This is a genomic window from Noviherbaspirillum malthae, assembly GCF_015352985.1.
Classification (GTDB): domain Bacteria; phylum Pseudomonadota; class Gammaproteobacteria; order Burkholderiales; family Burkholderiaceae_D; genus Noviherbaspirillum; species Noviherbaspirillum malthae.
Window position 1 is genome coordinate 95,433 of the sequence record NZ_JACYXF010000018.1, and the last position, 6,414, is coordinate 101,846.

At 59.4% G+C, this 6,414-nt stretch carries 5 protein-coding genes; 2 read left to right on the forward strand and 3 right to left on the reverse strand.

Features of this window, described 5'->3' with window-relative positions; all coding sequences use genetic code 11:
• The first annotated feature begins 136 nt into the window (after window positions 1-136).
• Entirely contained in the window at window positions 137-1,048 is a 912-nt protein-coding gene (locus IGW03_RS19445; RefSeq protein WP_194724193.1) for a LysR family transcriptional regulator, read from the forward strand.
• A 407-nt stretch (window positions 1,049-1,455) separates the two neighbouring features.
• Here the strand turns inward: IGW03_RS19445 and IGW03_RS19450 are convergent, their stop codons facing one another.
• A complete protein-coding gene (locus IGW03_RS19450; RefSeq protein WP_194724194.1) occupies window positions 1,456-2,334 on the reverse strand; it encodes a glycine-rich domain-containing protein in 879 nt (292 codons plus the stop codon).
• 443 nt (window positions 2,335-2,777) lie between these two features.
• Between IGW03_RS19450 and IGW03_RS19455 the strand changes: the two genes are divergently transcribed.
• Entirely contained in the window at window positions 2,778-4,985 is a 2,208-nt protein-coding gene (locus IGW03_RS19455) for a CHASE domain-containing protein (RefSeq protein ID WP_194724195.1), read from the forward strand.
• Between the two features lies 1 nt (window position 4,986).
• Here IGW03_RS19455 and IGW03_RS19460 read toward each other — a convergent pair whose 3' ends face one another.
• Window positions 4,987-5,307: a hypothetical protein gene (locus IGW03_RS19460; protein ID WP_194724196.1), complete on the reverse strand. Its 321-nt coding sequence runs from the start codon at window positions 5,305-5,307 to the stop codon at window positions 4,987-4,989.
• A 727-nt stretch (window positions 5,308-6,034) separates the two neighbouring features.
• On the reverse strand, window positions 6,035-6,250 hold the full coding sequence (locus IGW03_RS19465) for a hypothetical protein (protein ID WP_194724197.1): 216 nt from the start codon (window positions 6,248-6,250) through the stop codon (window positions 6,035-6,037).
• Window positions 6,251-6,414 lie beyond the last annotated feature (164 nt).

The following is a 6,414-nucleotide window of genomic DNA, read 5'->3' on the forward strand; positions in this document are numbered from 1 at the left end:
ACATAAAGTTTGATAAGGACACAATTAATCGCTGTATTCAATACTCTCGGTATGGAATAATGGCCGCGTTTGCAGGTTAAAGTCTTGCCTCATTTCCGCTGCCCGGCGGTCAACCTCCTACAAATTCGTTTCCGCCATGGACAAGTTCAAACAGATCGAGGCCTTCGTCGATGTCATCGAAAAGGGCAGCCTGGCCCGCGCCGCGCTGGAGCAGAACATCACGCCGGTGATGCTGGGCCGCCGCATCGATGCGCTGGAAAAACGCCTCGGCGTCAAGCTGATGCACCGCACGACACGGCACCTGACCCTGACCGAGGAAGGCACGGTCTTCCTCGACCATTGCCGCAAGCTGCTGGGCGACCTCGATCATGCGGAAAAGATCATCGCCGAAGGCCGGCACAAGGCAACCGGCCACCTGGTGGTATCGGCGCCGGCCGCCTACGGCCGCAAGCATGTGGCACCGCATGCGCCGGCCTTCATCGCCGCCAATCCGGATGTGCAGATTTCCTTCAACCTGACCGACCGCGTGGTCGACCTCGTGCGCGAGGGCTACGACCTGAGCATCCGCATCGGCGGCGCCATCGATCCGAATTTCGTGGCGGTCAAGCTGGCGAGCAACCGGCGGGTGGTCTGCGGCACGCCGGAATACTTCGAGCGCAACGGCATTCCCCGCACGCTGGAAGACCTGGAGCATCACAATTGCCTGGCGTTCAACCTGCAGGGCGGGCAGCAGCGCGGCTGGTATTTCCAGCAGAACGGCAAGCCGGTCACGATCAAGGTCAACGGCAGCCTGGATTGCAATGACGGCGAGCTGCTGCACCGCTGGGCCTGCGAGAGCCTTGGATTGGCATGGCGTTCCACCTGGGAAATCCAGTCGGAGCTGGCATCCGGGGAACTGATCACCGTGCTCGACGAATACGCGCTCGACAATTACGACATCATGGCGGTCTACCCGCAGCAGCGGCATCTGCCGGCCAAGATTCGCTTCTTCATCGACATGCTCAAGTCGGTATATGCGCAGCCCGGGTATTGGAGGCGTGCTGCCTGAGATGCAGGCATCCCCTGGTGGGGTGAGCTGGAAATTTGTTGAAGGCAAATGTGGCGAAATCGAGTCGAGACAAGGAAACAAGCACGGCAAGGCCGAGGCCTTGCGCGCGTTGTTAACATCGTTGACGCCGTATCGGCACGATTCTCGTCCACTATTTGACCAACAAATTCTTAACACGCACCACTAGAGGCGGTGGAAGCAGCATGCGGGGAAAGCGGACGAGGCGGAGACGCCTGACGTCTTCTTCCATTGAAAAGGCGCCGCAACATGGTGCGGCGCCCGGTCACGGCAGAACGGGGAACGAAGCTCTTCCGGAGCCGCCAGTCCAGCCAAAGAATCGGTGTCCTAGTTTAGCCTGGTGAAGAATCGGAACGTCCCATATGCGGACCCGTGGGTCCGGCGGCATATCAGCGTTTGCCTGCGGCCTCGAGTGCCGGACGCCCCTTGCCCAGCACCTTGGCAAGATACGCCGGCGCAGCCGAGGGCTGGGCGACGGCGCAGTAAGTCTCCGTACCTGCTCCTGCCGGAGCGGCAGCGCGGGCGCAATAGGAAACTTCGGTGACTGCAGGTGCAGCGGGGGCCGCAACTCGGGCGCAGTAAGCCGCTTCCGGGCGGGCGACGCGTGCGCAGTAGGACGACTGCGGCGCTGCGACGCGTGCGCAGTAGGCGGCCTCGGGCAGCGCCGGTGCGGCCGGGTTGGCGACCCGTGCGCAATACGATGCGCCGGCGGCTGGTGCTGCCACGCGGGCGCAGTAGGCAGCATCGCCTTCCAAGGCGACTTCCGCTCCGGCTGCATACTGAACTGCGCGTGCGCAGTAGGCGCTTGCCGGCTCGGCAACGCGGGCGCAATAGCCGGCTTCTCCGGCATGCGCGGATTGCGAGGCGCCGAATTCCTGCTGGTAAAGGCTGCGTGTCTTGGCGGCGGCTTCAGCCAGGTTGGCGGCATCCTCGTCGCCGCGCATGCCGAAATACGGGAAATGATGCAGGAAATAGCCGAAAATCTGCTGGCAGTCTTCCGCATATTTCATGGTGTCCAAGATATGGCCGTGCCAGAACTTGTCGACATTGGTATCCGGGGTAATGGCTTCCTCGGGATACTTGGCCACCAGGGCAAGAAAGCGGCGATATTCGATTTCATGCCGGTCGGCTTCCTCGCGCGTCCAGCCGTGTCCTTCCTTGGCATCCATCAGTTTAAATTTGATCGGATCGAGATCCAGGGCGTACACCGCCTCGATCATTTGCGCCGCAGTCTTGTCTTGGCCGTTATTGGACGTCTGCTGGTTCATTTTCCTGCCTCCCATGGAATCCATACCAGTCCCGCGCCAGCCTGTGCCGGGCATGCGACGGGTACGAGAAGATTGATCGGAACATCTCGTTCTCACAATGCCACTGTTAAATCTTTGATAACGAAGCAATTGCAGCGAGGAAAATATATCATTGCAATCCGACAGGAAACGGGCATGGGAATTGACGTAACTCAAGCTTGCCTCGCGCCATGTTTCTCGAAAACAATATATCTTTGAGGACGCGACACAGGCAAAAAACAGCATGTCCTCACTTCGTTTCGGAGTGGCTCGCGAGTGCATGCCGGCAGGAATGTCCGTACACTGCGAAGCTGGCTGCTTGCCGGAACGGAAAGCACAGGACCGTCGGCGGAGTCCGCACCGTCGGCGGCACAAACCAGCAGCCGCGTTGCGGATGCATCAGGACGGGCAGAAGTATCAAGCAGATGAACGATTTATTTTTGGGCAAGATGCGCATTTCACGCCGGTTTCTGATTTCCCTGCTGACTTCCCCGGCCTGGTGGCTTGGCGTCACGGGCTCCCTGCTCCTCCACATCCTGGTTACTCAGGTGGTCGAAGACAAGGCGAAGTCGCAGTTCGAGTACTTCGCCGAAAATGCCCAGCTCGCGATACAGAACCGCGTGCGCTCCTATATCGATGTATTGCGCGGCACAGCCGCTCTCTTCTACACCGCCGATAACATCAGCCGGGACCAGTTCCGAGCCTATATCAGGGAACTCAAGCTCGAATCGAGCTTCCCCGGCATTACCAACCTCAATTTCGCGCGTCACTTCCCGCACGCCGAAAAGGCAGCTTTCGAGGCGTCGGTCAGGCGCGACGACAGCGTCACCCCCGGCGGCTATCCCAATTTCGCCGTCATTCCGGCGGGCGAACGCAAGGATTACAACGTGCTGACCTACATCGAGCCGATGGAGAGCAACATGGTGTCCTTCGGCGTCGACATGGCCGCCAACGCCGCGGCGGCAAATGCGCTGGCGGCCTCGCGCGATACCGGCCAGCTGGTTTCCTCCGGCAGGCTGATCCGCATATCCGGCCCCCACAGCCACGTCGGGCTCGCCATGCGCATGCCGGTCTATAGGCGCGGCATGCCGATCAAGACGGTGGAACAGCGCCGGGCGGCGTATTACGGCTCGGTGGGCGCCGGCTTCGATGTCAACAAGCTGATGCTCGGCGCCATCGACGCGAACATGCTCGATACCATGCGCATCCGGCTCTACGACACCGGTGCGACAGATGAGCCGTCCCAGGCCGCCTCGGCTGCCGCCAGTCAGCATCTGATCTTCGACAGCGCCGAGAACCGGCCGGCCGAGCGGCCCGCGGCGGGCGACCTGTTCATCAAGCGGATTTCGATGACCGTGGGCCCGCGCGTCTGGGAAGCGGAAATCACGGCGCCGCGCTCGCGCATGCTGAACGGCTTCGATGTTTCGCTGGCCTGGATCGTACTGGTCGGCGGCCTGCTGGCTTCGACGCTGCTGTTTTCCATCTATTACTCGATGATGACGGCGCGCCGCCGCGCGGTCGAACTGGCACGCGAAATGACCAAGGATCTGCGTACCAGCGAAGCCAGCCTTGCGGAAGCGCAGCAGATGGCAAGCCTGGGCAGCTGGACGCTCGACCCGGACAGCGGCCGGATGGGCTGGTCGGCCGAAACCTACCGCATCTTCGGCATGAATCTTTTCAATGACGGCCCGCAGTTCGACGACTTCCTGCGGCGCATCCATGCCGACGACAGGGAACGCGTCAGGCAAGGCATCGCGCACGCCATCGACGAAGGCACGGAATTCAATTGCGAACACAGGATCACGCGGCTCGACGGCGCCGTGCGCTGGGTGCACAGCATTGCCCGTTTCGGCAGGGATGACCGGCAGGCCCTGCTGTGCGGCACGATCATGGACATCACCGACCGCAAGCATACGGTGGAAGCGCTCAAGCGCTCGCAGGAACTGCTGCGCGACCTGACCGCGCACCAGGACCGCGTGAAGGAAGAGGAGCGCAAGCGCATTGCGCGCGAGATCCACGACGAACTCGGGCAAACCCTGCTGGCGCTGCGAATCGATGTGTCGATGCTGGACGCCCGCACAGGCGCATCGCATCCCAAGCTGAATGAAAAGGTGCGCAGCGCGCTCAACCATATCGACGCCACCGTCAAGACCGTGCGCACCATCATCAACAACCTGCGCCCGGCCGTGCTCGATCTCGGCCTAGTTGCGGCAATCGAATGGCAGGTTGCGGAATTCCGCCGCCGCAGCGGCATCACCTGCGAATTGCTGATGGATGAAAAGGAACTTGCGATCGACGACGCGCGCGCCACTTCCCTGTTCCGCATCCTGCAGGAATCGCTCACCAACGTCATACGCCATGCCAACGCAAGCCACGTCATCATTGAACTGCGCCAGGACAAGACCCGGCTGGTCATGAGAATTACCGATGACGGCATCGGCATCGCGCCCGAACGCCGCAAGTCCGGGACTTCCTTCGGCCTGGTCGGCGTGGAAGAGCGCATTCATGCGCTCAACGGCGAATTCCGCATTACCAGCGCAACCGGCGAAGGCACGACGCTGACGGTATATATTCCCCTTGATCCTTCGGGGGAGCAGGATTTGCCGATCAACCTGATCGACAGTACGCAGTGATCTATTCTTCCCGCAACAAGCCGATGCGGCTTCTTGCTTCGAATTCCGGCGCCGGCAGGCCGAAAAGGAAATCACTGAGCAGATGACGAAGCGCCGCGTCCATGAACCCGGCGTCTAGGCCGGCCAATCGGCAGACCATCCAGTCTTCACCGGTTTCGATGGCCTCGCTTCTGCTTTGATCGATCAGCCACTGATCGTAAGCGATCGTGGTAGCGCGGTCTTGCGGAATGATCCAGGGCGGCTGCGGAATGAGGCGTCCGCTTGCGGTAATTACGTTTCCGTCGATTGGCCTGCGTACCAGGTTTGTTGCTGTGTCACTCAAGTTAATCATTGAATACATGTTTGATCTGCGTGCCTGCGATTCATTCTGTTTGCATTTGGCTCGTTATACCTGCAATGGCCTGCAAAGATTATGCCTGCCGTACGTTACGCTGATATGAAAGTGTTGTTTTCATTTGATGTTAAGGCAAGATGTATTCACTTTTACCCGAAATATCCATCCACCGAGAAGGCAGGCGCGATGAAACGGGGGCACACGGGCTGCTTCAGCATGCGCCGGTTTAGAAAGTACTGCGGACGTACGTCCAATCCCGGAGACTTACGATAAGTCTTTTTACAGTTGGGCGGCGGGACTATGCTTCCTTCGCCCGCATGCAGGGTTTCGCAAATCATCGGATAGCGCTGCTAAAGCTTAACCTGGCTTGCAAGCCAAGTCGGGGAGCACGTAGCTGGGGATGAGAGCGACCAAGACCGTAGGAGGTTTTGCTATCCCCCTCACCCCTGCCCCTCTCCCGCTTGCGGGAGAGGGGTACTCATATGCGATGCGATAGCACGGTCAAAAAATGTGAAGGACTCAATGAGGGAAATGCACTGCGTGAAATACACAGAACATTGCTCTGCCCACTTAAGCAAACCTTTAGACTTCATACAGGTAAAGATAACTTCCCGAACATGAGTCCTGCTGCAGGACGACACTTCAAGCCAGCCTGTCGAATCGCCTCGTTTCGTCAACACGTGCGCCTGAACATGCACGTTCACTCATCCCGGCATCACGTCATTTTCACAGTATGCATCCGTGCCCTGGATCGCCTTTCGCCCAATACGCTGCGCAGTTCTTCAATGCTGGTCTGCGCGCATTCCGCCATCCAGAGCAGCATCGACGGACTGATCGTCAGGGCGCCGCTGCGGATCTTCTCGAGCAGCTTGTAGGAGATATGCAGTTTCCGGCTCAGCTCTCTGTCGCTCTTGAGGGACAAGCGGGACATTATCGTGTTGAGCAAACGGTTGGGATCGTATTTTGAATAGAACTCATTTCATAAATGGCGGCGAAGCAGAATCATGATGAGTGAGAGATGAACAAAGGCGGTGTAATGTTCGATGCAGCGGTCCCAACGTGTAATGACACGCTTGAACTTGTTAAGCCAGGCAA

What these genes read in the sequence shown, in the direction of transcription:
- IGW03_RS19445 (WP_194724193.1), top strand. Translation starts at nt 137, where the DNA reads ATGGACAAGTTCAAACAGATCGAGGCCTTCGTCGATGTCATCGAAAAG.
- IGW03_RS19450 (WP_194724194.1), bottom strand. Translation starts at nt 2,334, where the DNA reads ATGAACCAGCAGACGTCCAATAACGGCCAAGACAAGACTGCGGCGCAA.
- IGW03_RS19455 (WP_194724195.1), top strand. Translation starts at nt 2,778, where the DNA reads ATGAACGATTTATTTTTGGGCAAGATGCGCATTTCACGCCGGTTTCTG.
- IGW03_RS19465 (WP_194724197.1), bottom strand. Translation starts at nt 6,250, where the DNA reads ATGTCCCGCTTGTCCCTCAAGAGCGACAGAGAGCTGAGCCGGAAACTG.